We start from the raw sequence: 26,901 nt of genomic DNA, 5'->3' as shown, positions 1-26,901 counted from the left end.
TTCAGATGGTGGTCGACTGTCGGCTGCCGGAAGCCCGGCCATTCGGCAGGTTCCTCAACGCAGATCCGGTCACCCGCCGGCATGCTGCACCCCGTTGGCGAACAGCTCAGAGACCACTAGCAGCACCGCCTCCGGCCAGCTCCCGCCCTCAGGAAATGTGTGGCTGCGGTGGCGCTCGAGGCTGCCCTGGAGCTGCGGGGGCGGCCCGCGCGCTCATGGCGGCTACTTCTGGGTCGCGGTGGTACTTCGACGTCGACCTGCCGCAGCGTGTGGTCCGGGTGGATCTGGTCGTCCATGCCGACGGGCGTCGGCCAGGGTGAGCGAGTTGACTTGACCCGTGCGGGTTCACGCCGCTCGAGTCTGTCTACCGAGCCGGCTCGGTCGCGTCAGCCGACCCGGCGTGCCCGCCGCCGAACACCTCCTTGACGAGTTTTTGCGTCGCCTTCTGGAACGCCTCTGCCATGGACAGTGCGGCGTCGTCGACATAGTTCAGCGCGGCGGTCAGGGTCTTGCTGCCGTCGGGCGTGCTGTACATCAGCGCCGCGTGGCCCGCCATGCCGCCGTTGTGGGTGATGACGGTGCCGCCGTTGTCGCCCGCGTCCTGCACGAACACCCCTAGGCCGTAGCCGACCTTGGGATGCGGCGTGCACATCTCGGTCAGCAGCGGGGCCGGCAGGAGCTTGCCGCCCGTCAGCGCGGAGATGAACGTGTGGAGGTCCTGGGTGGTCGAGATCATGTCTCCGCCGGTCGAGATCCAGGAGGGGTTCTGGCGGGTGACGTCGACCGTCTTCTGCCGGCCGGCGTCCTCGTACCGGTAGTAGGCGTGGGCGTGCGGCTCCGGGACGTCCTGCTGGGTGTACGGCGCCACCGTGCCCGACAGCCCGAGCGGGTCCAGGATCAGCCGCTGCATCTCCTCGGCCAGTGAGCGGCCGGTGACCTTCTCGATCAGCAGCCTGGCCAGCACGTAGTTGGTGTTGGAGTAACTCCAGTCCGTCCCCGGCTCGAACCGCGCCGGCTTGGACAACGCCAGCCGTACCAGCTCTTCCGGCCGGTAGGTCTTGAACCGGTTGTCCACCCACTCCTGGCCCGCGGTCGTGGCGGGGATCCCCGGCGCGAACGTCCCGTCGTCGTAGTACTCACCGGTGAAGTTGAACACGCCGCTGGTGTGCTGCAGCAGCATCCGCACCGTGATCTTCGTGTCCAGCCCGAACTCGGGCAGGTAGTCGGCCACCGGGGCGTCCAGCCCTATCGTGCCCTCGTCCACCAGTTGCAGCACCACGGTCGCGGTGAAGGTCTTGGTGTTGCTGCCTATCCGGACGTGCCCGTTCGTCGGCGGCTTCGCGGTCTCGCCCAGCTTGCGCACTCCGGCGCTGCCGACCCACTCGCCCCGCTCGTCGTGCACGCGCATCGTCACCCCGGTGAACCCGGACTCGACCATCTCCTCGATGGCCTTCTGCAGCTCCGGGCGGTCCTGGTCGGTAAGAGTGTTGGACATGGTGGTGTGCTCCTTGAGAACTGTTGTGGGATTCAACTGCACGGACGGGGTCGCCGCGGGGTGCCCCTGTTAGAGGCTGCGGGCGCTGATGTCGCCGTAGGCGGTGGTCGCATGGATGTTCAGGACGGCGTCGGCGCCGTCGGTGTTCTTGAGCGCGTTGTGGATCCGGCCGTAGGAGGCGCTGGCGTCCAGGGAGGCGGAGACCCCGCGGGCGGCACCGACCGAGATCTCGCCGTGCTCGGTGCGCAGTGTGACCGTGCCGTGCACGGCCTCGGTGACGCGGAGGTCGCCTTTTTGGGTGCTGATCTGTGCGGGGCCGCCCAGGCGGCCGACCGAGAGGTCGCCGGACTGCAGGGTCAGGTGGGCGCTTGCGGCCTCGTCGAGCTTGACCGCGCCCTGCGCGCTCTCGAAGGAGACGTCGCCGAGCTGTCCGACGCCCCGGAACTCGGCGAGGGCCGCCTTCACCTCGACGCGGGAGCCGGCGGGCAGTTGGACCGTCACCTCGATGGATCCGGAAGGGCCGAGGATCTGGTTCTTGGCCTCCGGGGCCTTGATCCGCAGGACGCCGTCGCCGTATACGACCTCGGTCTGCTCCGCAGCCTTCACGTCGCGGCTCTTGGAGGCGTTCGCGGGGAGGACCTCGACTGTGGTGTCGGCTCGGTCGGCGGCGATGCAGCGGATGTGGCCGACGGGTATGTCGAGGACAGCGGTCATCGGGGTGGGGGTGTCGAACTTCTGCATCATGCTTTCCTTCGGCTCGTTGTTTCCGATGACGGAAAAGCTACGTTGCATTTCTGGGTATGGCAATCGATTCGTTGCGTATGTTCGGCGTTATAGCAGGTAGATGCAGCAATTTCGTTGCAATGGCTTGGATATTCAACGCAACAAGCCTCGCCTCGTTCGTTGCAATGGATCGAGGATGAACGCTATCCTGCAGACACCACAGACCACGAAGGAGACCTCGATGCCGGGAGGCAGACTCACCCAGCAGGAACGCCAGCAGATCGCGCTGGGATTGGCCGACAGCCTCCCCTACGCGGAGATCGCCAGACGCCTCGACCGCCCGACCTCGACCATCACACGCGAGGTCATGCGCAACGGCGGCCCCACCGCCTACCGCGCCGACCTCGCCCACCGCGCCACCGAACACCGCGCCCACCGCCGCAGAAAGGCCGCACCCCGCGACCCCAACACGCCCCCACAGGCCCATGGGCGCGATGCCGAAGCCGTACGCGAGTACGAGGAGACGTTCACCACCGTCTTCATGCAATCGGGCCTGCCCAAGATGACGGCCCGGGTCCTGGCCAGCCTCTACACCACCGACGCCGGCAGCCTCACCGCCTCCGAACTCGCCGGGCGCCTCCAGATCAGCCCGGCATCCGTCTCCAAAGCGGTCACGTTCCTCGAAAGCCAGGGCCTCATCCGCCGGGAACGCGACGAACGCCGCCGCGAACGCTACGTCGTCGACGACGACGTCATGTACCAATCCACGATGGCCAGCGCCCGATCCACCGCCCACCTCGGCGAGGTCGCCCGGCAGGGCGTCGGCATCCTCGGCCCCAACACCCCGGCCGCCGCCCGCCTGGAGAACATCGCCCGCTTCGTCGACTTCATCTCCGAGAACATCGCCCGCGCCGCCGACCAGGCCCGCGAGGTCCTCCACACGAAACCCGACAGAACCTCGGACAGCGATACCTGAGTGAGTGTTTTGAACTCTGGTCGTGAGGTGCGTACGGCTGGATGATCTGGTTCGTGGCGGATGGCGGGACGGCTCGGCGGTACTGCCGGGAGTGCAGTGATCCGCTGCCAGTGTCGATGGCGGCGGAGGCGGTGTTCTGCTCGGGCCGGTGCAGGTCACGGCGGTGGCGGAGGCTGCGGCGGACCCGACAGCGAGCGATCGCGATGCAGCGGGGAACGGATCGGACTGCTGACCACGAGGATGGCTGCCACTTCAAAACGCACCCGATGTGGACCTCTTTGCCAGAGCTGCTCGACATGACGGCCACGGCAATCGAGACCGGCGGACTTGTGGGCTGCTACGAACGAGTCGTCATCGATGAGCGAGAGCTGGCATGGGAGTTTTGACCGGACAGCCCGGGACGGCCCCAGAATCGGTACCCCAGTTCACGGACACACGACTGGAAATTCAGCCTCAGCCCAAAGAGCTCGGACAGCGGCGGCGGGCATGTCGTCGGCGTCGGCGTGGTTGTCGGTACTCCACATCTTGACCTCGGTGGTGGAGCCGCAGACCGGTGGCCACCCCGGGCTTCCGGTGGCGGCGAAGTCGGCCCAGGCGCGCACCATACGGCGTGCCAGTCCCTGGTCCGCAGTGGTGGGTGCGCCGCCGATGAGAAATGCCAGGCGCTCGTCGTCCAGGTTGCCGAAGGCGAAAGGAACGTCCGCACAGTGCCAGGCGCGCACGACTCCGTGCGGGCCGGTGCGCCGCCGGTCGAAGCGGGACAGGAACGCCCGGCCGCCAGCCTGGGCGTGGAGTTCGGCGAGTCGGTTGCCGTACTCACCGAACAGCAGATCGCTGTAGATGGCGAGGTAGACGTCGAGCACCGTGGCCTGGGGCATCGCGGCGCGGTAGCCGGCCACCAGGCCGTCGGGGAGGCCGAAGTCCTCGGCGAAGCGGGCAAGCTGCTCGTCGGTGGTGACCTTTGCGCTACTGCCGACGGCGTCGAGCAGCCAGTACTCCTCCGTGGTGTGGCAGACCAGCAGGTCCACGTCCCGGGTCGCACCGGCCGCCATGCCCGTGAGGGGGTCGGTGGGCAGGACATCGCCGTCGAGGACGGGAGCGTAGAGCGAGGGGTCGTAGTGGCGGGATCCGGAGGCGGGGTCACGCCGGTAGTGGTCGACCACCTGGTCGGCGGCGACGACCAGGGCCTGCGGAGTCGCGGAGGCCAGGCCCTCGGACGTGGCTGGACAGCCCGCCGCGGCGGCGACCTCGCGCGTGGTCGCGGCGGCGATGTCGTGCGTGTAGCAGGGGCTGGCGGGGCTGTGGGCGATGGCACGGTGGAACAGGCCACGGGCGCGGTCCATCACCATGAGGCAGGCGACCGAAGCGGCCCCGGAGGACTGGCCGGCGATGGTGACGTTGTCGGGATCGCCGCCGAAGGCGGCGATGTTCTCACGTACCCAGCGCAGGGCGGCGACCTGGTCGAGCAGGCCCCGGTTGTCCGGGGAGGCGATTTCCCCGTCTGTCGGGACATGGCCGAAGCCCTCGAAACCGATTCGGTAGTTGAGAGTGACCACGACCAGCCCAGCGCGGGCAAGCACGGTGCCGTCGAAGTCGGGCTGGGCCGAGGAGCCGAAGGTGTAGGAACCGCCGTGGATCCAGACGAGGACCGGCAGGCGGCCACCATCCGGGGACGGCGTCCACAGGTTGACGGTGAGGATGTCCTCATCGCCGGGAGACCATACGGGTGCCCCGGGCAGCCGCGCCGACTGCGGGGAGATCGGACCGAATCCCGTACCCTCCCGCACTCCGGTCCACGTCGACGCCGGAAGAGGCTCCCGGAACCGGTTGGCGCCGAACGGCGGGGCGGCATAGGGGATTCCGAGGACGGCGACGACGTCGGCGGAGGCCCGAAACCCTCGGACCGAACCGTTCTTCGTCTTGAAGGTGTCCATAGAGACAGCCTCTCGCTACATGTCACGGGACTTGGAGGTAGGGGGCTTCAGCTTTGCATCACTCAGCGAGCCAGGACCAACACCAAGATCAACTTGATTGACGCGCCGGTGATGTCAATCCCCTGGTGCCGTCAGGTAGGCGGCGACGAAGACGCGCACTGTGGCGTCGGTGAAGCCGTCGAGTTCGGCGCGGGTGAGGTGTTCGCCGGAGCCGCAGAACATGACCCTGTTCACCGAGACTCCGGGGCCAGACGCCGAGCCCTGGTGTACACAGCGAGCGGCAACATGCCACGGCAGGAAGAGCGAACTGAACAACTTCACCTGGGACAGCGACAAGATGGCGAGGGACGGGACACGAGCAGCCCGCCGGGTCACTCGTGAGGGATGCGACCGGCAACCCAATTGTGTTTTTGTGAATCGCGCTGAGGTTGGCCGGGCCCCGGGGCGCCTCCCCCAGGGCCCGGGGAGCACATGCGTGGCTGCCATTGCCCTCATAGCCTGGTGTTGCTCGGGGTAGCCGCGGAGGTCTGTCATGCCCCGGAACATCTGGAGCGGCGCGATCAGCTTTGGTTTGGTCACTTCTCTGAACTAAGGCTGGCTCCCGCGCCGTGGGGGAGGCTCTCCACTGATGAACGAATGACTACCGAGTGCCCTCCCGTCGTCCCGTCAGCTGCCGCAACCCGTTGTCGGCGGCGTTTCCGAACCGGTGAGCCAGGCAGTCACACTCCCAGGTGACCGAGCTGGACTGCCCGGCCGTCGGCACGGAAGACTGCTGCATCAGGGCCTCCTGCTGCTCGGTGATTCGACACGAACGAGCTGTTCAGGAGGCCCTGTCCGTATGCGCCAAGCGCCCCACGATCACCCAATCGGGACTCCCGTTCGACGCGCATCTCTCAAGATCGGAAAGACAACAACTACTCAGGTCGGGGTCGCCCGAGGGATGTCTCCCCCTCGGGCCTACCGGGACCGGGACGCCGGCTCGGTGTCAGTCGTCGATCGCCTGGTAGACCGTGGTCCAGAAATCGTGGAAGAGCCGCGCCGGGTCCGGGACGGACGTCCCGACCTGGGTGAGCAGGATTCCGGTGATCTGGTTTTCCGGGTCGGCGTAGGTCGAGGTGCCGCTTCCGCCGTCCCAGCCGAACTGGCCGACGGGCGCGTAGTCGCCGCGGTAGGTGCGCACCGCCATCCCGAAGCCCCAGCCGCCGTGCTGCCCTTGGCCGAAGGACACATGGACGTTGTTGACGGCCATGGCGTGTCGGGCGGCTTGCTGCTCGGGCGCGAGGCGGTTGGTGGTCATCAGGTTGACGGCGGCCCGGGACAGGATCCGCTCGGTCCCGTGCATCCCGCCATTGAGCAGCATTCGGAAGTAGGCGTGGTAGTCGTCGGCGGTGGAGTTCAGTCCGCCGCCGCCGCCCTGGAACGCCGGAGGCTGGCTGTGGCGGCCGCCCTTGGCCTCGTCCCACACGTGGAACTCTCCGCTCTGCGGGTCGGGGGCGTAGAGGGGCGGCAGCCGGTCGATCTTGTCGGCGGGCACGTGGAAACCGGTGTCCTTCATGCCCAGGGGGTCGAAGATGCGTTCGCGCAGGAACGTCTCGTACGACTGGCCGGTGACCCTGGCGACGAGCACGCCGAGGAGATCGCTGGCGATGTGGTACTGCCAGCGCTCTCCGGGCTGGTGCATCAGCGGCAGCGCGCCGAGGCGGCGCATCCACTCGTCCGGCTCGGGCATCGGCGTCGGCAGATTGGGCGTGAGCCCCTGCTCGAAGACCGCGTTCATGATCGGAGTTCCCAGCGACGTCATATCCATGCCGAGCCCGAACGTGGAGGTCAGCACGTCCCGTACGGTGATGGGCCGCCGCGCTGGCACGGTGTCGTCCAGCGGGCCGTCGATCCGCTTCAGCACCTGACGGTCGGCGAGTTCGGGCAGCCACGGATCCACCAGGTCGTCCAGCCGCAGCCTGCACTCGTCGAGAAGGATCATCGCCGCCGACATCCCGACCGGCTTGGACGTCGAGGCCATCCGGAAGATCGTGTCCCGGCGCATCGGCGGGCCGCCGTCGTGGCGCATCGTCCCGAGCACTTCGGCGTGCGTCTCCTCGCCCCGGCTGACCAGCGCGACCAGCCCCGGAATCTTCCCGGACTCGACATACCGCGCCAGCACGTCGCGCATCCTGCGCAGCCCTGCTTCGGAGAAGCCGCTGTTGCTTTGTCTCATGATGAATCTCCTTGCGTGCAGTGTTCGATCTTCAAGACCCGCCCCGGCGTGGCGCGGCCGGTCTCTTTCCGGTATCTACGACCCCACCGGCCACGGGAAGCTGCTGTCCGCGTTCCTCGCCGCGATGGCGGAGACAAAGGGAGACCGAGCGGGAGAACATCCGCGAGTCAGCGCTGGAAGGGACAGAAAGCGCCGAGTTCGCGTCCGCCGCCTGGGCGGTGCTGATATTCCACCGGGCCGGGTCAGGCCTCAGGGGTTCCGGCCCACGGGTCGAGCGCCGTGTAGGCCGGCCGCCACTGGTGCTCGTAGGCATGGCGTGCCGGCCCGGGCAGGGGTGCCAGCAGCTTCGTGATCGTCCTCTCGTCGGCGTCGTCCAGGAGCCAGGGCAGGAGCCGGGGCGCGTCGGGGCCGATCCGCTGGACGTGGACCTGGCCGAAGTGGGCCCACTGCTCCGGCGTGACGACCTCTTGGACGAGCGGAAGCGCGGCCTCCTCCTCGTGGGCGAGGTGCCCGGTCAGGCCCGTGACGAGGGAGTCCGCGAGGTCGCCGACAAGGTTAGGCGTCGTTCCCGGATCCGCCAGGGCCTTGTCGAGCGCTTCGACAAGCGGATCGAGGGCCGCGTGCTCGGCCTCCATCGCCTCCAGGAGGGCGAGGTCGTCGGGCCTCCCGGTGAGGTTGCCGCGCAGGGCCGGCCACAGGGCGTCGTCTTCAGCGCGGTGGTGGACGTGCAGAGCCACCTTGAGAAGGTCCCAGCCCGCGGCGGCACGCAGGGCCTCGCCCGGGTGGCGATCGGCGCGCGAGGTGATGCGGGCGACGTGCTGGAGGTCGCGCCGAAGCGCGTGGTGCATCGCGTACATCACGGTCATGTCGAGCCGGTCGTTCATCGTGTTCTCGTTCCTTGCTCGTGACCGCGTCCGTGTCCCGTCGGCCAGCTCAGCCCCCAGGTGGTGCCCGCGGGGCGGGTGACCGCTTCCGCCAGACGCATCGCCGCCCGCTCGGCGTCGGTGAAGCAGGGTGCCTTGCCGGCCGGGATCACGACAGCCAGGTCCTTCATACGTGTCTGCATGGTGAAATCTCCTGTGAGCAGGCGTGGTTCGACGTCGCTCTCCGGTGGCTTCAAGGCTCCCTCGGGGCGGTGGACGTGATCAACGCCGGATCTGGAATGGCCCCGATAACCGGAGGGTTATGTCGGGGAACGTGAGGACGCGGGGGCGGGGCATCGTGGAAGTACGGGACATCGAGATCTTTCTGACGCTCACAGAGGAGCTGCACTTCGGGCGTACCGCCGCGCGGCTGCACGTGAGTCAGGCGCGTGTGAGTCAGGCGATCAAGCAGCAGGAACGCCGCCTCGGCGGCGAGCTGTTCGACCGCTCCAGCCGTCGTGACATCCGATTGACACCGCTGGGCCAACTCCTGCGAGACGATCTGAAGCCGGTGTACGCGGGTCTGCTGGCGAGCTTGGAACGGGCCCGGCTCGCAGCTCAGGGCGTCACCGCCACGCTACGCATCGGCATGATGCCCTTCAACCTGCCTGATCTGCACCCCCATTGGCGAGTCTTCCGGGCTCGCCACCCCCAATGGAAGCTTCAGGTGCGCCAAGCCTCCTACGTCGATCCGTTCGGCCGGCTCCGCGCCGGGGAGATGGACGTCCTGGTTGCCTGGCTGCCCGTGGAGGAACCCGACCTCACCGTGGGCCCGATCATGTTCCGCGACCCGCGCGTGCTCGCCGTCTCCAGTGACCACGAGTTGGCGGAACGATCCTCCGTATCGCTGGAGGTGGTCGCCGACTTCCCGCATGCCACGGCCCCCCAGATGCTGGACTACTGGGAGGACGCGTACCTGCCCTTCCAGACCCCCCAAGGCAGATCCATCGAACGCGTCGACACCGTCACCACCCCCGACGAGCTGATCAATCTCGTCGGCACCGGCGAGATCGTCCACACGTTCCCTGCCCACGTCACCAAGTACTGGGCCATGTCCCACATCCGGTGGCTGCCGCTCCCCGACATGCCGGCCCTGCCGTACGCCCTGGTGTGGCGCAGCGAGACCGAGAACGACCTCATTCGCGCCTTCGCGGAGGTGGTGCGCAGCCTCGGTATGTCTCGTCTGTGAATGGCCGGGTACAGAGGAGCGAGGTCCGAATTCCGCCAGCGCGCAGGGTCGCGGGCGCGTGACGCCGGGGCCGCCTCGCCGTCGTCGTGCCCCCTCGTCAAACGAGCGCTTCGACATGCGTCTTACGACCCCGGCTGATGGTCGGCCTGCCGAAGTCGGTCAGGCTCTACGACCTTCACCACACAGGGCACACCCTGTCGACGCAGGCCGGAGCGACGCTGAAGGACACGATGGTGCGGATCGGCCAGTCCTCGGAGAAGGCGGCAGGTCGCCAACGGGCTGGACGAGATGGTGCGCGCCGCCCGCGAAAAGGCCGCTGTGGTTCTGTCGGTAGTTGGTGACGTCAGTTGTTCGTGAAAGCTGACGGCACCAGGTGATGGCCCAGAAAGATGTTCGCGAATTCTGACGTCACCATCGGGGTTGCGGTGTCAAGCTGGATGTGCTCAGTAAAGGAGCACCCCCGATGCCGCCTGGCCAGTCGAAGGTCGAGTTGTACGCCGCGCTGCGGCGCGACTCCCGCGATGGCATGTCGAACCGGGCGTTGCAGTGCAAGTACGGCGTCACCTGGAGCACGGTCAACAAGGCCCTGACCTCGGCTTGGCCGCAGCCACGCACGACAACCGCTTCGGCGCGGCCGTCGAAGCTGGATCCGTTCACGCTGCTGATCGACGAGATCCTGCTCATTGATCTGGACGCGACCAGGAAACAGCGCCACACCGTCACCCCGGATCTACCGCCGTCTGATCGACGAGCACTCCTCGTCCGAGGCGTTGCGTTGACCACTTGAACCCGCACCGATGAGAGGGCGCAAGCGTCCTGCGAGCAACCGCGCGGTCCGGCCAGGGACTGAGAGTCCGGTGTTTATACCTTGCTCGCGACCACCATGTAGTTCTCGGCCTCAAGATCGAACGTGCTCAGTTCCGTTTGGAGTCCGACCCGGTGCAGCTCGACTTCGAGTTCCTCGTACCGGTAGGGCCAGCAGGACAGCAGTTCCGAGCGGACAAGAACCAACCCGGTCGCATCAACTTGCGCGATCGCAATCTCGATGTGGTGCTCCTCCTCCCAATGCGGCGCAATCTCCCAGCGGTAGACCACGACGGCATCGCGACCGTTCCGGCGGACGAGTCGGTCACTGATCTCCAGCCGGGAACCTCTGGCCCTCACGAGTTCCCAAGTGCGGGATGTGAGTACCAAGCGCCCGCCGGGGCGCAGAAGCCGTGACATCGACTCCAGAGCAGCACCCCTGCCTGTCGCGCCCGCGGCATGGTGAAGCGAGTTGCCAACGCAGAACACCATGTCGAACGTGTTGTCCTGGAAATGGTCGGGCAACTCTTCCCAGTTCGCCCGTACGGCCCGGACGGATGCCCCGAACTCCTCAGACAACTCTGCAGTCCGACGAACCATCGCCTCGCTGGCGTCAGTTGCGACAACCTGCATGCCACGACCGGCGAGGCCAACCGCCAACTGTCCGGTTCCGCACGAACAGTCGAGGACGTGAGCGTTCGACGGCAGGAGATTGAGGACGTCGTCGAACGACGCAGCGAACTCGGCTGGAGGCAACTTTGCATCCGAGATGAGCCATTCGTACACCTCGGCAAGCACGTCATAGCCTGTCACAACCACTACCTCCCTCACGCGGCAGACTCACGGTAGGACGTCAGTCCATCAGCGGAGCAAGCCGGGCACCAATGGTTTTCGCAAGGATGGCTCTGACGGTGTTTGTGGGTTGTCAGTTGTCCGTCTGAGTGGATGTCACCGGCTGGTTAGCTGGGAAGTTGTTCGTGAGAAGTAGTGTCACTCGCGGGGTTGCGGTGGCAAGGTGAATGTGCTCAATGAAGGAGCACCGCCGATGCCGCCTGGTCAGTCGAAGGTCGAGTTGTATGCCGCGCTGCGGCGTGACGCTCGCGAGGGCATGTCGAACCGGGCGCTGGAGCGCAAGTACCGGGTGGGCTGGCGGACTGTTCAGAAGGCGCTGAGTTCGGCGTGGCCGTCGCGCACGCTCCCGTCATGCTTCTGTGCGCCTACTCCAGCACCAGTACCACAGCCGCCCGGCACCTCGTTCACCTGGGACCGGCAGTTCGGGGCACGGGGGTCAGGCCATGTGGACACCACTCAGCGAAGCAGGGGTACAACGACGCGTCGGGCTGGGCGTGGTCGCAGCCGCCCTGGTCGCGCTGGCCGTCGTCTTGGCCAGCAGGGGCGGCGACGCGGACGAGGCGTCGATGTGGATCTCCTCGATCTCCGCATTCGTCTCAGTCTGCGCCTTCGTGGCCGACCTCGTGCGCGGACCGGCGGACAATCGGACGAGTGCCGACCGGCGACGACGGGCTGCTGACGAACTCGTCGAGGCGGTGCAGGCCCAGTGGGCGGTCGAAGCACGACTGCGCCGTCTGCAGGACCCGGAGCCGCTGAGCGTGCACTGGTCGCGCGTCGGCCCGCCGCTCGCCGACCACGGCCGGAACGTCTGGCGCGGGCGTCCCCTGCCCGCACCACGCGACGGCGACCAGCGGCTCGACCGGATCGTCGAGATGTTCAGGGACCTGCCTTCTCACCGCCTGGTCGTGCTGGGCGAGCCGGGGGCGGGCAAGACCGTCCTCGCCGTTAAGTTCGTCCTCGGCGCGATCGACGCCCGGCGGCCCGGCGACCCCGTCCCGGTGCTGTTCGCCCTGGCGGGCTGGGACCCCCGGTCGGTCGGTCTGCGCGAGTGGCTGGCCGAGCGGCTGGCCGCCGAGTACCGGCCGCTGGCGGCCGTGCGGGGCGAGCGCACGCTGGCCGAAGAACTACTGGACGCCGGTCTCATCTTGCCGGTACTCGACGGCTTCGACGAACTGCCTGCAGAAGCACACCCGGATGCGTTGCGCCTCTTGAACGCCGACCTCGACGAGCGGCTGCCCGTTCTGCTCACCTGCCGTACCGCCGTCTGGGACAGCGCAGTGCGCGGCGATGCTGACGTGCTGACGGCCGCCGAGGTCGTGGAACTGCGGCCGCTGGAGCGGGCTGCAGTGCGGGACTACCTGGAGCGAACGGCACGTTCGAACGGCGAGACTGCCCCGGGCGGAGAGCCTGCCACGGTCTGGACGGCCGTCCTTGACGCGCCCTCCGTCTCCTTGGCCGCCGTACTCAAGTCGCCGCTGATGGTGACACTGGCGCGCACGGTTTATGGGGATAGCTCCCGCGACCCGTCCGAACTCAACGACGAGGTTCGCTTCCCCACGGCCGAGGACATCGAGAAGCACTTGCTGGATGCCTTCGTCCCGGCGGCCTTCGCCGACCGTGCGAGCCCCTGGCGTCCGGAGGCTGCCGACCGCTGGCTCCGTCGCCTCGCCCGCGAACTTCCGAGCCACCGCCCCGACGACGTGGGCGGCACCGGAGCGGCTGGCCGTACCAGTGCGACAGGCGGTTCGAGTACAACCGATGTCTGGCGACTGGCCTGGTGGGAGCTGCCCGCCGCGATGCCGCCCGCGCTGCGCGTGCTCGGCCCGGCATTCCTGGCGCTGCTCGCCACCGCGACGCTGCTGGTCCCGCTGGCGGTGTTCGGCGGTGGCGTGGTCGCCAACTGGGACAGCCCGCTGTCGGCGGTACTCAACTTCGCGGGCATCTACGTGGGCCTGTGCTTCGGAATGGCCAAGCTGATGCCCGCCACGGCCCGGACTCCTCAGGGGCCACGGCAGTTGGCTCGCATGGCGCTGGTGATGACCGCTGCGGCTGCGGTCGTTGCGGTGGCTCTGGGCCTGCTTGTACCGCCGCTTGTCAGCTCGCGACTCGGCGCCGTATTCACCCAGCGGCCCGCCTGGTTCCTCAACGGGTGCTGTTTCGGCCTCGTCCTGTCGATGATGTTCGCCGTCGGCGGCTTGCCCCGGCGCCCCCTTCCGCTGGGTCTGCCGTGGGCATACAGCCCAGACGGTCCACGGGTTGTGCGGGCGCTGGGCGGCGTGGTCGTCCTGGCCGGATTTGTGATCTACGGCTGTGTCACGGAGGTACTCCCGGCCGCGACTTGCGTGGTCACCGGACTGCTGTTCTTCCTCGCGGGGATGCGGCGCGGCGAACGGGCGGCCGAGCAGTACACAAGCCCGGCCGTCGTACTGCGCGCCTTCCGGAAGGGACTGGTGCGGGGCTTCATCGCCTGCACTCTCATCAGCGTCTGCGCCGGGACCGTCGTGGGCTGCGTCACCGGCGCCTTCGCTGCGTACGAGATCCACTCGGCCGGCCGGCCATCGAACGACGACGTGATCCGTGGATGGCGACTTCGGGAGACCGACGACGGCCGCCGTTCCGTCCGCTCGACGCGACCCGAGAAGATCCTGTTGGTACGGCGTACGGCGCTCGCCAATCCGTTCGTCGTGAACGACCAGGCCCGGATCTCGTACAACGACGAACTCGGCGAATTCACGGGGAAGCCGTGGATCCAGAAGAAGGACGATCGGTGGGTGGTCGTCTGGAAGGGCGAGCCCGGCACATGGCGGGACAAGCCCGTCGACGCCCACAACCTGGTCGTCGCCCTGCCGCACGACGTCAAGGTGTGGTTGGTACGCCGTCCAGTCTGGGTCATCCTTCTCGACGCCGTGTGGCCCTGCCTCGGCTTCGGCATGCTCGTCGGCACCATCGGCGGCTGCGCCTCCGGGGTCTACCAAGCCCTGAACACCCCCTCCGACACGATCCGCGCCGCCGGCCCGCGCAACACCCTGCGCACCGACCGCGCCGCCACCTTCGGACGCAGCGCGTTCGCGGCCCTCGTTTCGGGGGCGGCCTGCGTTGTGCTGATCTCGGCAGCGGGGCGCGGCAGCACGCTGGGCACGATGCACACCGAGGTATGGGTGCAGGTCGGCACCAACACGCTCGCGCTGAGCGCCTGGGGACGGATGGGCGCGGCCCGGATTTGGCTGGCCGTGACCGGGCGGGCGCCGTGGCGGCTCATGCAGTTCCTAGCTGAAGCCCACCGCCGCGGAGTGCTGCGGCAGTCGGGCGCGCACTACGAGTTCCGCCATGTGCGGCTCCAGCAGCGTCTCGCCGCTACCGCGGACGCCGATGACACTGGGGCCCGCCGAGAGCCGTCCCCGATTCCGTGAGCCGTTGCTGCCCATCGACGCCCCTACCGCAAGCATCCAGGCATTGCTAGAGATCTTTGACGGTGCGGGTTACGCCGTGTCGTGACAGGTTGGTGTCCCGCCGGGTGTGTAGGCCGTGAGGATCTGCGCAGCGGGTCTGGCATTACTGACTTTGTTGGCGTGGTGTCGTCAAGGTGAGGCCGGTTCCGGCGAGGTAGCCATCGATGATTGCTGCGGTACTGGATCTGGCGGAGGCTCTGTCTGAGTGTGCGCATCAGGTGGTACCGCGAGAGCAAGAAGATCACCTTCGCGGGCAATGGGACCAACCTGGCCGCCGCGGTCTCGCGCTGGATGTAGCCGAACATCGAGCGAGAGTCGCGGGCCTATCCGCCCTGGGCTTGCACTTGCGCTACGGTGCCTTCGGCTGGACGCGCACCGCCGCCCGCCGCAGGTCGACGCCCACGTCGTCGGCCCGCGATCGGCCAAGGTCCTACGGGGCCCGCGACGCCCTGACGTTGCATCTCTTCGTCGACGGGCGGCGTGGGCGTGCCCGTCGAGTCGGAGAAGACCGATGCCACGTAACCAGAGCACCGCTGCTCGGCGCGCCCGTGCGGCGCAGCGCGAGACCGGCGCCAAGTACACCGCCGCACTGCGTCAGGCCACCGCGTCCGGCAGTTCGCCGACGGTGTTCTCCTTGCGGGAACTGCTCGTCGAGTGCACAACCTCCCCCGAGTGGACAGGTGACCATCCCGAGGTCGACGCCGAATGGGCACCGCGCATGTTCGACTCGGCGCTGCTGGACGGCCCCGTGCCCTACACGTCGGTCCTGCAGCTGACCGGTGACCTCGCGGCGAGCGGTCTGTCCGCCGAGATGACGATGGAGTCCCGCGACGGTTTCAACGCCGTTGTGGTGGCGTGCGGCGGTCGCCGCTTCCAGCTCCTGCTGTCACAGGACGACTGGGTCGCCGAGCTGTGCCTCGCCCCGGGGTGCCAGCACCTGCCGGTCGCCGAATCCTTGATCCCGTACTGCGAGCGCCAGCACCTCGCCCAACGCTCCAAGACTGAACTCGCCAAGATGGCTTGGGCGTGGGGCAACGACCGGCGGCAGGAGTTCGAGAGCACTCCGGCCGCCGCGCATGCGGGGGACCAGGGCGACGCGCTGATCGCGGCCGCTGTCGCCCAGGGAGCGTTCTCCGAGGTCGCCGCTGAACTGGTCGAGGGCTGCTACGGAGATCCCGATCTGATCGACGAGATCTACCTCAACGACGCAGAAGCCACGGCCATCCGGCATGCGATCGACAACGAACACCTCCGCCTGAGGAAAACGAACACCTCCGCCTGAGGAAGAGGGCCAGGTCCGCCGCCGCCCACATCCGCAAGCTGGCCGCCGGCATCTGCGTGTGCGGGGCCACCCCGTATCTCGCCCCTGAGGCGGACGTGCCCGCCCGGTACTGCTCCGCCCAGTGCGCCTCGTCAGCGGCGACCTCGACGGTGATCCGGTAAGTACACATCAGCCCCAGTTGGACTCATTGGACCCAACAGGGGCTGACGTGTGACCGGCTACGTACGAGGAAGCTCGATCAGCCGCATGTCCGCGATGCCTTGCGGCACCTGGACCTCGTACCTGCCCAGTAGTGCGTGCACCCACCAGCGGGTCAGCACCCGGATGAGCTGCTCGCCGAGCGGCGCGCGTTGGATCTCGGCGAGGAACGCCTCCCGCTCCTACTCCTTCAGGAGTCGCTGTACCGCGCCGATGGTGGGCTCGGTCGTGCCGATGGAGCGGACGTCGGTGAGGTGGGCCTCTTGGATGTCGCCCCACTCGAACGCAGGCCCGCCCTCCTCGTCGGCCGACAGAAGCTTGACCGGCAGGACGGCGATCAGTTCGTCCGGCACGTTCTTCTGGAGCGTGACAACGGCGTCGGCGGTGACCGATTCCGTGAGACGCCGAACGGCCTCCTCAGGAGTGCCGGCGCTCTCGCCGGTGAGGGCGAGCGCCGGGCAGTGGGCGGTGTGGACGGACGCGGGAGTCCCCTTTCCGCCCTTGGCGGTGCCCTGACGCGTGAGCTTGTGCGTGACGACGATGACGGCGTGCGTGCTCTGCACTCGGCGTCACCCCTTTCGCTGTTCTGTGACGGAGACGATCGCGGTGTCAGGCGAGGCCGGCAGAGGGATTGTCGTCCCATCCGTCGTCGCGCTGCATGTATCCGAGCATCGAGCGGGAGTGGCGGGCCCCAGACCTTAAAGGACAAGCTCAGCGGTCCTTGCGGATGCCTCGGAAGCCCGGACCGAGCCCGCGACGTCTGGGCGGCCTTCGCCCCGGGCCACCCGCCACGGGTACCGACGCCGCGCTGTCCCGCCCGGGCGCCTGGTCGTCCACGGTGATGCCCAGGCGTCGGCGCGCCTGGGCGGTGGCGGTCGCCACTGCGGCGAGGGCCTGTGCGAGGTCCTCCCCGACGGTGCTAAGGGTGTCGGTGAGGGTGTCGATCGCGTCGAGGACATCCTCAGTGGCCGCCGTGCTCCATGCGTCCGGGCCCGCGAGGTCCGCGAGGTGACAGGCGCTCTCGACGGCCTGTTCGGCTGCCTTCTCTACCCCGGGCCCGGCATGCGCCGACAACTCCATGACCGACTCAACGACCGTTCCGCTCGAAAGGGACCGGCGAGCAGTGTCACACGGAAGATCCCCTCGCTCGCCTGAGGCGCTGCTCGGGGCATGCACTCGAACGGCGGCCGGCCAGTGTGGAAGGCATGGTGCGTGACGTGGACGCTGCCGGAGCCGATGCTGACTTTGCCCGTGCCCGATCCCGATCTGCGGCCCGGCTGGGCCGCAGAACCTAAGTGGGACGGGTTCCGGGCCCTGGTCTCCGTCGACGCGGGGCAGGTGGTGCTGCGCTCAAGGCGCGGCACCGAGCTGGCCTCCGCGTTCCCGGAGGTTGTGGCCGGCGCCGCGCAGCTGCCGGACGCGACCGCTCTGGACGGCGAGCTGGTCGTGTGGGAGGAACGGCGGCTCGCCTTCGAGCGGTTGCAGGACCGGTTGCAGCGGCGTGGTGCCGGGGCGGCCCGGGCGGCTGCCGAGTGGCCGGCCCACTTCGTCGCCTTCGACCTGCTCAGACTGTCCGGCACGGACACGACACTCTGGCCGTACCGGAGGCGCCGGGCCGCACTGGAATCGCTGTTCTCCGCGCGGCCGCTGTCCGCGCCATGGGCGCTGTGCCCGTCGACCACCGACCCGGACACGGTGCGCGAGTGGCTGACATGGTCGGCGGTCGGCATGGAAGGCGTGGTCTACAAGCGGCTGGACAGTACGTATCAGCCGTCAGCGAGGGGCTGGCGGAAGTACAAGGTTCGGGAGACGACCGAGGCGATCGTCAGCGCAGTCACCGGACCTGTGACCGCGCCGCGCAGTCTGCTGCTCGGCAGGTACGACGCCCGAGGGCGCCTTGAGTACACCGGCCGAACTACCACCCTCACCCAGGCGACCAGCAGCACACTCGCCGGCCTCCTCGCTCCGGCCCTGCCCGGACATCCGTGGAGGGGCTGGTCGTTTGCTGCCGGATGGGGCACCAGGCAGACGCTGGACGTCACGCTCGTGCGTCCCGAGCTGGTCGTGGAGGTCGGCGTCGACGTCGCCCGCGACGCCGCCGGCCGGTGGCGACACCCCGCACGCCTGCACCGCCCCCGCACCGACCTCTCCCCCACCGACGTCCCTCTCCTGACGACGCCGCCGTGACGGCGGCGCCGCGGCGGCCCCGGCCGCCGCCGCGCAACACCGGCGAGTGCGTCCCGATCCCCAGCCGCGCCCGCGCCGTCCATCCCGCCCTTCCCTCATCCCTCAACTCCAGCCAGGGACATGGGCGAAAGCGGCCGCAACGGGGATGTCAGTACCCCGACCACGCCCAGACGCCGTGGTGACCTGCACGATCTCCAAGACGCTTGCTGACCGTCTCGCTGCCGCTGCTGCCCGGGCACGGCACGCGCTGGGAGGACCTGCGGATGACCGGCGCTGGCAGGACTGGTACGCGGAGGTGGACCGCCAGGGACCGCGCAACATCTACCGCACTCCGCGGAGCCTTGCTGTGGATACGCAGCCTCCCAGCCACTCCGTGATCTTGTTTCCTGGTCGCAGCCGACGCGTCTGCGGGGTGGCTCGCTCGGGTCACCGCCTGGGGACCTGAGCATCGAGCTTTACCCGGGTGGCCTCACTTCCACGGGTCGGTGAATGACCGGCCGGGCACTGGCTTGGCGATGAGCGCTACCGGGATGAAGAAGTTGACCTGGCCGATCGCGAACATCAGGGTGGCGAGCGCCTTGGGCTCATAGTGCTCGGCTGCCTGCGCATACAGCTCGTTCGAGACCCTCTCGCCGTCTATGGACGGCTGAAGGACGGCTTCCACAAGTGCCAGCGCGGCACGCTCGGCGCCTGTGAAGTACGGCGAGTCCTGCCAGGACGCCACCGACGTGATCCGTTCCTCCGACTCCCCGGCCTTGCGCAGGAAGCCCGTGTGCAGAACGGTGAGGTAGGTGCTGCCGACGATCTGACCGGCACGCAACTGAACCAGGCTGATCGTGCAGCGCGGTACCGAACCGTTGCCGGTGACCTTGAACAGCGCCGCCGACGCCTCCGCCAGCTCGGGAACGAGTTCCGCGGGGTCCTCGGACATCCGCGGAACCATCGAGACCTCCGCCGTGATCGAACGTGTTTCCATCGCCATCTCCATAGGGCTCTCATGTTGCCGTCACTGCCCTGACGGATCGCGACAGAGAAATGTGACAGACGGAAGACAGTCGTTCTTGGGCAGGCAGCCAGGTCCAAGCAGTGTCAGCGCGTGTTTCTGATCCCCGGTTCTGAGTAGCCTTGGTTCTACGCTGGCGTGGTGTCCAGAGGCGCCGGGCGGGTTGGGGAGAGGAACTGTCGGGCTTGTGGCGACCGGCTGAGACCGGGGGCGCGACCTCAGCCGGTGTACTGCTCCACGGCGTGTCGTGCCAGGCAGTGGCGTACGGAACGCCGGTTGCGTAAGCGCCTGGCGGCCGTGCAGGGCGGTGCGGGCGGGGTCGAGTGTCCCGAGTGCGGGGCCCGGTGGGTTGCCGGCGTCGACCGGAGGTCGAACGCAGTCTTCTGCTCGCGGCGGTGTGTGGTGAGGGCTTGGAGGCGCCGGAAGGAAACGTTCGACGAACGGGCACAGTGACCGCATTGCGAACGCATTCTGAGTCCGGCTTCGTTCAGAATCCGGTCACTTGCGGTCGTTTGTTGTGATCAGTGGGTTTTCGGTCTGACTCTCGGTGCTGAGCGGGCCGTGTACACGTCACGGACGTTAGCTCCGTGCTGCGGCCCGCATGGGTGGTGAAACCCATGGCGGAGGAGATCGACAACGTCGGAAGCGTCAGCCAGTCCCGTTTACGAGCAGATCGTGGCCGAGCTGCGGGACGTGGTGGAACAGCAGACGCGCGGGCAGTTCACGATCGGGGACCGCGCCCTGGAGATTGAGCCGATGAGGGAGCCGGGCGGCCACCACGCGGTGGCCCGGAGTGGTCGGTGACCACGACGCTCACGCGGCTGGCTGAGGACATCGGCCTGAAGTTCAGCACGGTGAAGTCAGTGAGGTGGACGTCCTCGCGATGGCCGGCCGACCGACGGCAGAAGGGCGTCTCCTACACCGTTCACCGGATCCTGGCATACATCGAGGACGACCAGGAACGGTTCGACGCGATCCTCACACCGCCCCAGGGCAGGGCCCGGTGGACGCCAGACGACGCCAGCCGTCGGGTCGGCAACCGGGTCGAGACACCGGTGACGCCGAAAGAGAAGGTCACCGCGATTCACACGCTCGCCCAGGACGACCAAGTCGCCGCTGCGGTGACCAGCGACTTCCTGAAGCGGCCGGAGGTGACGGCCAAGGTGACCACGGTGGACAAGGCCCGGGTGGTGGAGGAGTTCAACCCGCGACGAGCACGTGGCCACCACGGCGGCCACGAACTTGCTGCGCAGGCCGGGCGTCGCGTTTCGGACGATGAGCGACGACACCGCCCGCTTCCAGGTCAACCATGCCCAGAACGAGCGCAGTCGGCAAGCCCGCGCGCACTTCGAAGACACCAGCTCCGTCGCCCCGGCAGTGAAGAAGATCCACCGGACGGTGGAGTTCCTGGACCTGGTCACCGCCTGCCACTCCTTCGTCGCCGCGGTCGGCCGGGCTGTTCCGGGCCTGCGCGACCGCACCCTCGGCGAGGACGAGGCCACGATCGTGCACCAGAACGTCGCCAAGGTACGGGCGACGCTGGACTGGATCGAGACCGCGGTTGACACCGGCAAGGTCGACATGGATGACGAGCTCGCCCGCATGCTGCGGGGCGAGTAATCGTGCCCCGCGCATCGCGGCGCCGGGGCGAGGCCGCCCAACGGCACGCGGACACCCTGCGGTTCGTGCTGTTCGAGGCTAGACCAGCGGGACTGCTGTTCCCCCAGCTGACCCGTGCCAGCGGGCTGTCTCCCAGCCAGGTCAGGTCGGGGCTGGCCGCCCTGCGCGACATCATCGCCGAAAACAGCTGGCCACCGCTGATCTGGACCAGAGTCGACGGCTACCAGCTCGGCGCGGAGCGCGCCGCGCTGGAGGCATACGAACGGGCCGTGCTCACCGAGAAGCTGACCGAGTTCCGCCGGTTCATCACCGGCACCGTCGCCCCGCATGCCGCCGCCCACCCGGGCGACAAGTGGGTACGCCACATCGTCGCCCAGCTCAACTCCATCGAATCCACCCTCGGCCTCGTCGTCTCTTCCTGACCACCGAGGGGGCGCTCGGCCTCCGGCCGGCCACCCCCTCCCTGTTCGATCCGGAAGGAAGCCACAGCCATGCGTCAGCGTCGCTATCCCTCCGATACCACGAATGTGGAATGGGCTCTGCTCGAACCGCTTTTGCCGGAGCCGGCCTGCGAGACCAGCCGCGGCGGCCGGCCCGAGAAACACCCTCGGCGAGAGATCGTCGACGCCATCCGCTACGTGGTCGACACCGGCTGCAAGTGGCGGGCTCTGCCCGCCGACTTCCCGCCATGGCGCACGGTCTGGGGATTCATGGCCCGCTGGGCAGCCGCCGGAGTGATCGGACAGATCCGCGACCACCTCGCCTGCCGGATCCGCCGCGCGATGGGCAAAGGCCCCCGCGCAGTCGCCACCGTGATCGACTCCCAGAGCGTCAAGGCCGCCGAAACCGTATCCAAGGCCACCCGCGGCTACGACGCAGGCAAGAAAATCAACGGCCGCAAACGGCACATGGTCGTGGACACCCGCGGCCTGCCTCTCTCATGGTCATGGTCACCCCCGCCGACCTGCACGACGCCGCAGCCTCGAAGGAAGTCCTCTTCCGCCTCCGCCTGATGCACCCCGAGATCACAATCGTGTGGGCCGACTCCGCCTACGCCGGGAAGCTCGTCGACTGGGCGAAACAGCATCTCAACCTCACCATCAAGCCCGTCAGCCGCCCAAAAGACGCCTCCGGCTTCGTGATCCTGCCCCGCCGCTGGGTCGTGGAACGCTCGCTCGCCTGGATGATGCACGCCCGCCGCCACGCCAGGGACTACGAACGGCTCATCCAGCACTCCGAGACCCTGATCACATGGGCCGCCATCACCCTCATGACCAGGCGCCTCGCCCGGAAAGCCGCCACCCCCAGCTGGCCAAGGAAACCGGCGCTGGCCAGCTGATCACCCAGCCCGCCTACGCGCAGCCAGGCTGCTCGGACAACCATTCCGTTGCAGCGTCCAAAACGGGATCCTTGCTTCCCCCGCGTCCGAGGTTGTCGACGACTGGCTGGTCAGGCGGAATGGGGCTGTCGTATGCACGCCCCGTGCGGTCGGCATCCATCACTTCCGTCAGGTTGAGAATGGCCCCGTCGGACAGTCGGTGATTTACGTTGCCAGTGGGGACGCCTGTGGTGTCCTCGCCGAAGGATCGCGTATCAGGGCGCCCACGGAAGGCCACAGTCACCGCCTCCCCAGAACTGCCAGTGGAACGGCTGGTGAGTACCGCAACAGGGGCTGATCCGCCGCCTACGGGAGGACTTGTTCCCCATCCGGTGGAACCACCGTCCAGACGAGGGCTGCCCTTCTCAATGGACCACACCGTCTTCTTGCCGTCCGCATCGACGAACGACCCGACGTCGCCATCACCGAGGATCGGTCCCACGACGGCAAGCATCGGCCACATGTTGCCACCGAGGTTGCGGCGCAGGTCGATTACCCAACCGCAAGCGTTCGGACGATCAGCCTTCGCCACGGCATCTCGCCCCTCCCGCAGGTACTGCTGATAGACCTTCTCAGATCCCTGCACTCCGGGTAGCGACAAATACCCCATGCCGCCGGCCAACACCCGCCCTTCCACAGGGCTGCGGACCTGCTCGTCCCCGTGCGACTCCTCTGCCCTCTTCGGGTCGAAGAAGCTACTGTGCCCGTCTCCCAAACTGCCCAGAGCCGCCTCAATGGCCCGATAGGTATCGCCAGGACGCTGCGCGCTGCCTGCTTCGGTGAAGGCTGTTCGCCGTATCTCATCCCAGTCGACATCGTGGCGGCGAAGTGCCTTGTCCTCCATGAGGTCCAACGCGGTGGCCAGGTAGGACCGGGCCTTGTCAGACATTGCCGCCCCCGGAGTCGACGCTTCCTCCCCCGAGCACCCAGCCCCAGCAGCGAGAACACACACCAACCCAGCAGCCCCTAAACGCGGCAAGCGCCCCCGAACCATGTGCCCTCCCAGTCGCCAAACCAGTCGATCTATTGGTGACCCTAACTTCCGATGATCAGTGCGCGGCCGACTCCGGTTCAGAAACAGGCTCTCAGCGCGTGGCGCTCACGCTCGACGACCCTGGCATACGAAAGTTCACCGCGAATCTCCACGCCCCTACTACTCCAGTCGTAGGTCGCGAACTGGCATGGCGTCATCTACGTTGACTCGGTTGACGAGGATGATGACGGCCGGGTGCATCGGCATGGTCCGGAGCTTCTGCTTGCCCGGCGGATACCCCAGTGGGGTCAACTTTACGGTTGGGTGCGTCGCTCGGCGGCGTCGAACGCGGGCGCGAGCGGGGCCAGCGCCGCGCGGAGCTGGTCGGGTAGTGAGCCGGAGGGCACGACCAGTCCTCCAGCACCGAAACTCCCGGCGGCCTCTGCGTTCCCGGCCGGCCGGAGCCAGCCTTCCAACGCGATACGAATCGCCGCGGCCACGCTCGCCGCGAGAACGCGGGCTGTGTGCGCTCCGGCGTCACCTAGGCGTTCGGCGATCACCGCCGTGAGAGGGGGCTCGATGCCGGCGGTGGTATCGAGGAATGCGTCGCGCAGCGCGGTCTGGGTGGTGATCAGCAGCAGCGCCTGGTGTTCGCGCTCACTGGTGTTCGTGTATTGCTCGACCGCTGCTTCGGTGACGGCGTCAGCCAGACGCACCCCTGCGGGCCGGGCCGCGACCGCCGCCGCGATCCGCGCCTCCCGGTCCGCGGTAACAGCGGAGACGATCGCCTGCTCGCGGCTGGCGAAGTAGTTGTTGTAGGTGCGCGGCGATACCCCGGCCGCCTCGGCGATGTCCTCGACCCGCACCTGTTCCGGTCCGCGCTCCACGGCCAGGCGCAGGGCCGCCTCGCGTAGCGCCTCGCGCGTGGCCTGCTTCTTCCGCTCCCTCAGCCCTGGTGGTGGCAGCCCTGGTGGTGGTGTCGTCACGGTGTCAGCGTTCCACACATGACTGCGTGCACGCAAACTTGCGTGCACGCACTTTTCCTGTCAGCCTCGCCCGACCGAGACCGGCAGAGAGGACGTCTCCATGCGAGCAAGAGGAATGACCTACGACACCGGATTCGTCGTGCACGGCCAGATATCCCGCGAGCACTTCGACCCCGCGGTGGTCCGGCGCGAGCTCGCCATCATCCGCGACGACCTGCACTGCAACGCGGTCCAGATCATCGGCGGCGACCCGGACCGACTGGAGCTGGCCGCCGGTGCCGCCGCCGAGCTCGGCCTGGAGGTCTGGTTCTCGCCCTATCCCCTAGAGCTGGACCCGAAGCAGATCCTCAGGCTCTTCCGCGACTGCGCCGAGCGAACGGAACGGCTCCGGCAGCAGGGGGCCACAGTCGTGTTCGTCTCAGGGGTCGAGCTGAGCGTGATGAACCGCGGGTTCCTGCCCGGCCAGAGCCCCGAGGAACGGGTCGAGCATCTGATGAGCCAACCCGAGCGGCGGGCCGAAGCGATGCGCGAGCTCGGCGTGCGCATCAACGCATTCCTCCGCGAGGCCGCGGCCACGGTCCGCGAGCGCTTCCAGGGCAAACTCACCTACGCATCCATCCAGTTCGAGCAGGTCGACTGGACTCCCTTCGACATTGTGACGTTCGAGCTGATCCGCTCCGCCGAGGTCGCCGACCGGTTCCGGGACGCGGTGCGCACCCTGGCCCAAGGCCCGAAGCCGCTCGCCATCACCGGGTTCGGCACCGCGGCCTACCGCGGCGCGGGAGACCGCGGCGGGCGGGTGCTGGAAGTGGTCGATTACGACCCAGAGACCAGGGCCCCTGTACGGCTGAACGGCCTATACGAGCGTGACGAGGCAGGCCAGGCCGCATATCTGAGCGAGCTGCTGGAGATTTTCGAGACCGAGGGCGTGGACAGCGCGTTCGTGTTCCTGTTCGCCTTGCCTGGCTACCCCCACCGCCCGGACGGCGACCCCAGGAACGACTTGGACCGGGCAGGCCTGGGCATCGTCAAACTCCTCGAAGGGCGTCGGGGGCAGACCTACCCCGACATGGAATGGGAACCCAAGGCCGCCTTCGCGGCAGTGGCGCAGCAGTTTCGGAGGTGACAGGCCCGCGCACGGTGGCCAAGAGCCGGTCCTCGCGTGCCGTGTCGAGGCTGATCTGCTGGGCGACCTGGCCGGCGCCGACCAGGTCGTCGCCCCTCATGCTGGTCTCCCTTCTGAAACAGGCCGATTCCGTAACTTGCCTGCGCTGTCACGCCTGCTGCTTCGCGTGAGACCGGGGCGAGGCATGGTGTCACTCGCCCAGTGCGGCGAGGACGTCGTGCTCTCGTATCTCCCCGGACAAGACAGGGCCGCCAGCGAGGAGCAATACCGGCGGGACCGGCAGGTCGAGTGCGCGGACGCGGGCGAGTTCGGCCTGTAGTGCTTCCGCCCCGCCGCTGGTGGCCATGACGCCCGTCTCCGCGGCGAGCCGGTCGAGCACCGTGGTGTCCGCGATGTTCAGGCCGTCGGCGAAGTACGCGCGAAACAGTCGCTCGGCCATCTCTTCGCCCTTGCCTTGCGCGGATGCCTGCGCGGCGAGTCGGTGCGCGTCGAAGGTGTTGGTGAACACCGCACGGCGGAAATTGAGTTCGAGGCCGTCGTCGGCGCCGAACGAGGTGTCGGCGGCGAGCCGGGCAGCAACGGCCGCGCCGCGCTCGCGCGCCCAGACCTCGACCAGCGGTTCACCGACGGGTGATGCCTGGGGACGGAGCTGGACAGGACGCAATACGGTTTCGACGGTGCCACCGTCCGCGCGGTGGCGGATGACGGCCCGGAGGTAGCGGGTGAAGCCGAGGTAGCAGTGGACGCAAACGAAGTCGATGACGGCCTCGACGCGGCGCGGACGGTGCATGAACGGACTCCTGTCGGTGCGGTGCGGGTGGTATTCGGCGGCTCGGGTGTCACCAGGGCATGGGGCCGTCGGCCGTGTAATAGCCGCCGGTCGGTCCGTCGGGGCCGATCGAAGCCATGCGGACGATAATGTCGGCGCCCTGCTCGACGCTCTTGGCGCCGGTGTGGCCGTTGAGGTCGGTGGCGGTGTGGCCCGGGTCGACGGCGTTGATCCGCATGCGCGGCAGGGCACGCGCGTACAGCACCGTGACCATGTTCAGGGCGGCCTTGGAGGAGTTGTAGGGCAGCGAGGAGATCCAGAGCGGGACGAGCGAGGCGTGGGCGGCCGGGTCGGCCGCCACGGCCAACGAGCCCAGGCCGCTGCTGACGTTGACCACGACCGGCGACGCACTCCGGTGCAGCAGGGGCAGGAAGGCCTGGGTGACGCGCACGGCACCGAAGACGTTGGTGTCGTAGACCGCGAGCATGTCCGCGGCAGTGACCTCGTCGGCCGTCCGCATGGGGCCGGCCACGCCCGCGTTGTTGACCAGAACGTCGAGGTGCCCGGTGTGCTCGCGGACCTGTTCGACGGCCGTCGCGACGGAGTCGTCGTCGGCGACGTCGAGGAGCAACGGGCGGGCGCCGACCGCCCGGGCGGCCCGAGCGCCACGGCGGGCGTCACGGGCACCCAGATACACGGTGTGCCCCGCCCGCGTCAGGCGGCGGGCGGTCTGCAGTCCCAGGCCCTTGTTGGCCCCTGTGATGAGGGTCGTCGTCATGTCCGGCAGCCTCGCCGCCCGGCGGTCGGCCGGACAGATCA

The 26,901-nt window shown here is 68.2% G+C and carries 22 protein-coding genes and 4 pseudogenes; 12 read left to right on the top strand and 14 right to left on the bottom strand.

The annotated features are described in order from the left end of the window. Positions 1-364 precede the first annotated feature (364 nt). On the bottom strand, positions 365-1,495 hold the full coding sequence (locus CP976_RS42520) for a serine hydrolase domain-containing protein (RefSeq protein WP_150485122.1): 1,131 nt from the start codon (positions 1,493-1,495) through the stop codon (positions 365-367). 69 nt (positions 1,496-1,564) lie between these two features. Then, entirely contained in the window at positions 1,565-2,236 is a 672-nt protein-coding gene (locus tag CP976_RS42515) for a DUF4097 family beta strand repeat-containing protein (protein ID WP_150485752.1), read from the bottom strand. Between the two features lie 223 nt (positions 2,237-2,459). Here CP976_RS42515 and CP976_RS44800 point away from each other — a divergent pair, with 223 nt between their 5' ends. After that, positions 2,460-3,194, top strand: coding sequence for a GbsR/MarR family transcriptional regulator (locus CP976_RS44800; RefSeq protein ID WP_150485121.1), 735 nt, complete (start codon positions 2,460-2,462; stop codon positions 3,192-3,194). 425 nt (positions 3,195-3,619) lie between these two features. Here CP976_RS44800 and CP976_RS42505 read toward each other — a convergent pair whose 3' ends face one another. The 4 genes from CP976_RS42505 to CP976_RS42485 form a co-directional block, all read right to left on the bottom strand. Next, positions 3,620-5,128, bottom strand: a complete 1,509-nt coding sequence (locus CP976_RS42505) for a carboxylesterase/lipase family protein (protein ID WP_150485120.1) — start codon at positions 5,126-5,128, stop codon at positions 3,620-3,622. A 985-nt stretch (positions 5,129-6,113) separates the two neighbouring features. Next, the gene (locus CP976_RS42500) at positions 6,114-7,343 is read right to left on the bottom strand and encodes a serine hydrolase domain-containing protein (RefSeq protein ID WP_150485119.1); all 1,230 of its coding nucleotides are present in this window, start codon (positions 7,341-7,343) and stop codon (positions 6,114-6,116) included. Positions 7,344-7,585: 242 nt separating this feature from the next. After that, entirely contained in the window at positions 7,586-8,227 is a 642-nt protein-coding gene (locus tag CP976_RS42490; protein WP_150485118.1) for a hemerythrin domain-containing protein, read from the bottom strand. Further along, positions 8,224-8,409 carry a hypothetical protein gene (locus CP976_RS42485; RefSeq protein WP_150485117.1) on the bottom strand — a complete coding sequence of 62 codons (186 nt, stop codon included), beginning with the start codon at positions 8,407-8,409 and terminating at the stop codon, positions 8,224-8,226. The genes CP976_RS42490 and CP976_RS42485 overlap by 4 nt, the downstream gene beginning before the upstream one ends. A 131-nt stretch (positions 8,410-8,540) precedes the next feature. Here CP976_RS42485 and CP976_RS42480 point away from each other — a divergent pair, with 131 nt between their 5' ends. The 3 genes and pseudogenes from CP976_RS42480 to CP976_RS42470 all read left to right on the top strand — a co-directional run bounded on the left by CP976_RS42480 (position 8,541) and on the right by CP976_RS42470 (position 10,242). Continuing rightward, positions 8,541-9,455, top strand: coding sequence for a LysR family transcriptional regulator (locus CP976_RS42480; RefSeq protein ID WP_229876589.1), 915 nt, complete (start codon positions 8,541-8,543; stop codon positions 9,453-9,455). Between the two features lie 125 nt (positions 9,456-9,580). Beyond that, positions 9,581-9,812, top strand: a pseudogene (locus CP976_RS44240) (SNARE domain-containing protein); the annotation flags it as partial. Positions 9,813-9,918: 106 nt separating this feature from the next. Further along, complete coding sequence (locus CP976_RS42470) at positions 9,919-10,242, top strand: hypothetical protein (protein WP_095749789.1); 324 nt, start codon at positions 9,919-9,921, stop codon at positions 10,240-10,242. 74 nt (positions 10,243-10,316) lie between these two features. Here the strand turns inward: CP976_RS42470 and CP976_RS42465 are convergent, their stop codons facing one another. Further along, the gene (locus CP976_RS42465) at positions 10,317-11,072 is read right to left on the bottom strand and encodes a class I SAM-dependent methyltransferase (RefSeq protein ID WP_067023809.1); all 756 of its coding nucleotides are present in this window, start codon (positions 11,070-11,072) and stop codon (positions 10,317-10,319) included. Positions 11,073-11,554: 482 nt separating this feature from the next. On the opposite strand from CP976_RS42465, the gene CP976_RS42460 reads away from it, so the two are divergent. Continuing rightward, the gene (locus CP976_RS42460; RefSeq protein ID WP_150485116.1) at positions 11,555-14,521 is read left to right on the top strand and encodes an NACHT domain-containing protein; all 2,967 of its coding nucleotides are present in this window, start codon (positions 11,555-11,557) and stop codon (positions 14,519-14,521) included. Between the two features lie 550 nt (positions 14,522-15,071). Then, on the top strand, positions 15,072-15,842 hold the full coding sequence (locus CP976_RS42455; protein ID WP_150485115.1) for a hypothetical protein: 771 nt from the start codon (positions 15,072-15,074) through the stop codon (positions 15,840-15,842). A gap of 380 nt (positions 15,843-16,222) precedes the next feature. Here CP976_RS42455 and CP976_RS42450 read toward each other — a convergent pair whose 3' ends face one another. Together CP976_RS42450 and CP976_RS42445 are read right to left on the bottom strand one after the other, a co-directional pair. Continuing rightward, complete coding sequence (locus CP976_RS42450; RefSeq protein WP_150485114.1) at positions 16,223-16,603, bottom strand: hypothetical protein; 381 nt, start codon at positions 16,601-16,603, stop codon at positions 16,223-16,225. A 148-nt stretch (positions 16,604-16,751) separates the two neighbouring features. Next, entirely contained in the window at positions 16,752-17,120 is a 369-nt protein-coding gene (locus CP976_RS42445; RefSeq protein ID WP_150485113.1) for a hypothetical protein, read from the bottom strand. Positions 17,121-17,291: 171 nt separating this feature from the next. On the opposite strand from CP976_RS42445, the gene CP976_RS42440 reads away from it, so the two are divergent. Continuing rightward, a complete protein-coding gene (locus tag CP976_RS42440) occupies positions 17,292-18,227 on the top strand; it encodes an ATP-dependent DNA ligase (RefSeq protein ID WP_229876587.1) in 936 nt (311 codons plus the stop codon). A gap of 200 nt (positions 18,228-18,427) precedes the next feature. Next, positions 18,428-18,534: pseudogene (locus tag CP976_RS44235) on the top strand (esterase); the annotation flags it as partial. A 162-nt stretch (positions 18,535-18,696) separates the two neighbouring features. Here the strand turns inward: CP976_RS44235 and CP976_RS42430 are convergent. After that, on the bottom strand, positions 18,697-19,203 hold the full coding sequence (locus CP976_RS42430) for a carboxymuconolactone decarboxylase family protein (RefSeq protein WP_190147059.1): 507 nt from the start codon (positions 19,201-19,203) through the stop codon (positions 18,697-18,699). Positions 19,204-19,847: 644 nt separating this feature from the next. Here CP976_RS42430 and CP976_RS44570 point away from each other — a divergent pair. The 3 genes and pseudogenes from CP976_RS44570 to CP976_RS42410 form a co-directional block, all read left to right on the top strand. Beyond that, positions 19,848-20,850 (top strand): annotated as a pseudogene (locus CP976_RS44570) (DUF6192 family protein). A 2-nt stretch (positions 20,851-20,852) separates the two neighbouring features. Beyond that, positions 20,853-21,272 (top strand): RacP protein, encoded by a 420-nt coding sequence (locus CP976_RS42415; RefSeq protein ID WP_150485110.1) that lies wholly within the window; start codon positions 20,853-20,855, stop codon positions 21,270-21,272. Positions 21,273-21,341: 69 nt separating this feature from the next. Further along, positions 21,342-22,145, top strand: a pseudogene (locus CP976_RS42410) (IS5 family transposase); the annotation flags it as partial. 57 nt (positions 22,146-22,202) lie between these two features. On the opposite strand, the gene CP976_RS42405 reads toward CP976_RS42410, so the two are convergent. Both CP976_RS42405 and CP976_RS42400 read right to left on the bottom strand, forming a co-directional pair. Further along, complete coding sequence (locus tag CP976_RS42405; protein WP_150485109.1) at positions 22,203-23,117, bottom strand: S41 family peptidase; 915 nt, start codon at positions 23,115-23,117, stop codon at positions 22,203-22,205. Positions 23,118-23,515: 398 nt separating this feature from the next. After that, positions 23,516-24,187, bottom strand: a complete 672-nt coding sequence (locus tag CP976_RS42400) for a TetR/AcrR family transcriptional regulator (protein ID WP_150485108.1) — start codon at positions 24,185-24,187, stop codon at positions 23,516-23,518. Positions 24,188-24,302: 115 nt separating this feature from the next. Between CP976_RS42400 and CP976_RS42395 the strand changes: the two genes are divergently transcribed. Then, the gene (locus CP976_RS42395) at positions 24,303-25,313 is read left to right on the top strand and encodes a hypothetical protein (protein ID WP_167537522.1); all 1,011 of its coding nucleotides are present in this window, start codon (positions 24,303-24,305) and stop codon (positions 25,311-25,313) included. A 190-nt stretch (positions 25,314-25,503) separates the two neighbouring features. On the opposite strand, the gene CP976_RS42390 is transcribed toward CP976_RS42395, so the two are convergent. Beyond that, on the bottom strand, positions 25,504-26,103 hold the full coding sequence (locus tag CP976_RS42390; RefSeq protein ID WP_150485106.1) for a DsbA family oxidoreductase: 600 nt from the start codon (positions 26,101-26,103) through the stop codon (positions 25,504-25,506). 49 nt (positions 26,104-26,152) lie between these two features. Continuing rightward, positions 26,153-26,860 carry an SDR family NAD(P)-dependent oxidoreductase gene (locus CP976_RS42385; protein ID WP_150485105.1) on the bottom strand — a complete coding sequence of 236 codons (708 nt, stop codon included), beginning with the start codon at positions 26,858-26,860 and terminating at the stop codon, positions 26,153-26,155. Positions 26,861-26,901: the final 41 nt, after the last annotated feature.

Origin of the sequence: Streptomyces coeruleorubidus, from assembly GCF_008705135.1 — a bacterium.
In the GTDB taxonomy this organism is placed as follows: Bacteria; Actinomycetota; Actinomycetes; order Streptomycetales; family Streptomycetaceae; genus Streptomyces; species Streptomyces coeruleofuscus.
Note: the sequence above shows the minus strand (reverse complement) of the source record. Positions and strands in the feature narration are given on the sequence as shown.